The organism is Mesorhizobium sp. M1A.F.Ca.ET.072.01.1.1, assembly GCF_004023325.1.
Taxonomy (GTDB): domain Bacteria; phylum Pseudomonadota; class Alphaproteobacteria; order Rhizobiales; family Rhizobiaceae; genus Mesorhizobium.
Window position 1 is genome coordinate 1 of sequence record NZ_RZSF01000546.1, and the last position, 2,813, is coordinate 2,813.

A 2,813-nucleotide genomic window follows, 5' to 3' on the forward strand; every position below is an offset into this window, starting at 1 on the left:
ATCTTGAACAGGTCGAAAACCGAAAGGAACACGCGCCGCTGTCTCCTTGAGGCCGCTCAAAACTTACATATAGGAATTCTCGCGATGTTTCCGCTGTTTTGCATGTCGCGGCGCGGCGTCAGCCGACCTTGTTTGCTCCGGCAGCGACATGTATCCGCTTGCTTCCGCCGTCGAAGCGCCCGCCGGGCCTGTGGTAAAAGAACGTATGGGCGATTCCCTTCATCTTTCGGCGGCAGACTTGGCCGCTCTAGGCTTCTTCTTAGCCGTCTGGGTGCTGCATACGCTGGCCTCCGACGGCAAGCTCGTTAGCCGCGTGTCGCTGACCACGGCCATGAACGCTCAGCGCGAAGCCTGGATGCGCAACATGGCCGAGCGCGAGGTGCGCATAGTCGACACCGCCATCATGTCCGGGCTGCAGCAAGGCACCGCCTTCTTTGCCTCGAGCTCTCTGATCGCGCTCGGCGGCTGCTTTGCCCTTCTCGGGGCTTCCGACCGGGTTCTAACCATAATGGCTGACCTGCCGTTGGCCTCCGCATCCTCCCGCGAGGCCTTCCAGACCAAGATGTTCGGCCTGGTGCTGATCCTCGCATTCGCCTTCTTCAAATTCGGCTGGGCCTACCGGCTGTTCAACTACTGCTCGATCCTGATCGGTGCCGTGCCGGTCCCGCATGGCGAGGCCTCGCGCAATCCGGTCAGCGGGACGGCGGTGTGGCGGGCCACCCGCATGAACGTGCTAGCCGGCAAGCATTTCAATTCCGGCCTGCGCGCCGTCTTTTTCTCGATCGGCTATCTCGGCTCGTTCGTGGGCCCGACGGTGTTCGTGCTGTCGACGCTGGTGCTGCTTGCCGTGCTTGTGCGGCGCCAGTTCTTCTCGGCCGCGCGCCAGGCAGTGCTCGGTCAGCCGCCCGGCGCCGGGAAAGGTTGATCGATGCGGCCCGACAGCCAATAGGCGGAGAGCCCGATCCATTCGCGGATCGCCATGGTGGTCGCCTGCAGCGAATCGGCCGGATTGTCGCGGAACAGGCCGATGCCTTCCTTGCCTGAGGTGCGGTAATCGACCGGCCAGGGGACGGTTGGAAAACCGGCCTTGTCGAACAGCGCCTTGGCGCGCGGCATATGGAAGGCAGACGTCACCAGCAGCCATGTCTCGCCCGGTTTCGGCTCGACCAGCCTGCGGGTGAAGACTGCATTTTCGTACGTGTTGCGGGACTTGTTCTCAAGAATCAGGCGATCGGGCGCGACCCCCAGCGCGCCAAGCAGGCGCGGCGCGGTGTCGGCATCGCCCTCGCCGTCCAGGAAAAGCTCGCCATTGCCGCCGGAGACGACCACTTTCGCTTGCGGAAAACGCCTGGCGAGGATCGCGGTCTCGACCATGCGATCGCCGCCGCTGTTCAGCTCATAGCCTCCGCGCGCCAGATTGATCGCGCCCTCGAAACCGCCGCCGAGCACGACGATGCCGTCGACCTTGTCCGGCAGCGGCGGCTTGGGAAAGCGTTCCTCCAGCGGATTGAGCATCATTGCGCCAAGCGAGGTCCAGGCCGAAAGCGCGAGCATCAGGAAGGCGAGCACGCTGCCGGTGCCGGCCAGCCGAGGGCGGCGGAAGAGCGCCGCCAGCAGACCGGCGAGCAGCAGGAAGATCGCCAGATTGAGCGGCTGGACGAGAAACCAGAGGATCTTGGAAAGATAATAGAACATCCCTCACCCCATTACGGCGCCGCGCGTCCGTTTGGACGCGCAAAGGACGCCACAACGCTAACGGACTAGATGCGGGACAACGCTACCACCACTTGTCCGGCTGGAACCTGCCCGCGGCCTGTTCGATGACGTGGGCGGTCTGGAACAGCGTTTCCTCGTCGAACGGCCTGCCGATGAGCTGCAGGCCGAGCGGCAGGCCTTTGCCGTCGAGGCCGGCGGGCACCGATATCCCCGGCAACCCGGCCATGTTCACCGTCACAGTGAAGATGTCGTTGAGATACATTTTCACCGGATCGGCGTTCATGTCCTCGTCGGCGACGCCGAAGGCAGCCGACGGTGTGGCCGGGGTCAGGATGACGTCGACACCGGCAGCAAAGACGATCTCGAAATCGCGCTTGATCAGCGTGCGCACCTTCTGCGCCTGCAGGTAGTAGGCGTCGTAGTAACCCGCGGAAAGCACATAGGTGCCGATCATGATGCGGCGCTTAACCTCGCGGCCGAAGCCGGCGGCGCGCGTCTTCTCATACATGTCGACGATGTCCTTGCCGGGCACGCGCAACCCGTAGCGCACGCCGTCATAGCGGGCGAGGTTGGACGAGGCCTCGGCCGGCGCCACGATGTAGTAGGCCGGCAGCGCGTATTTGGTGTGCGGCAGCGAGATATCGACGATCTCCGCCCCGGCATCCTTCAGCCAGGCAATTCCTTTCTGCCAGAGCGCCTCGATATCCTCGGGCATGCCGTCGACACGGTACTCCTTCGGAATGCCGACCTTCATGCCCTTGATCGGCCTGCCGATCACCGCTTCGTAGTCCGGCACCGGCCGGTCGACTGACGTCGTGTCCTTCAGGTCGGAGGAGGCCATCGACTTCAACAGGATCGCGGCGTCGCGCACATCCCGCGCGATCGGACCAGCCTGGTCGAGCGAGGACGCGAAAGCGACCACGCCCCAGCGTGAGCAGCGGCCATAGGTCGGCTTGATGCCGACGGTGCCGGTGAAGGCTGCCGGCTGGCGGATCGAGCCGCCGGTGTCGGTCGCGGTGGCGCCGGCGCAGAGGAAGGCGGCGACCGCGGAAGCCGATCCACCGGAGGAGCCGCCCGGCACCAGCTGGGCGTTATCC

The 2,813-nt window shown here is 64.6% G+C and carries 3 protein-coding genes; 1 reads left to right on the top strand and 2 read right to left on the bottom strand.

The genetic code is table 11. The features are described 5' to 3' along the window. Positions 1-205 precede the first annotated feature (205 nt). Entirely contained in the window at positions 206-925 is a 720-nt protein-coding gene (locus tag EOA32_RS35970; protein WP_128374212.1) for a DUF599 domain-containing protein, read from the top strand. On the opposite strand, the gene EOA32_RS35975 is transcribed toward EOA32_RS35970, so the two are convergent. Both EOA32_RS35975 and EOA32_RS35980 read right to left on the bottom strand, forming a co-directional pair. Beyond that, a complete protein-coding gene (locus EOA32_RS35975) occupies positions 898-1,695 on the bottom strand; it encodes a YdcF family protein (RefSeq protein WP_128374213.1) in 798 nt (265 codons plus the stop codon). The genes EOA32_RS35970 and EOA32_RS35975 overlap by 28 nt on opposite strands. Positions 1,696-1,777: 82 nt before the next feature. Continuing rightward, positions 1,778-2,813: amidase family protein (locus EOA32_RS35980; protein ID WP_128374214.1), on the bottom strand; the 1,036-nt coding region annotated here is incomplete at its 5' end.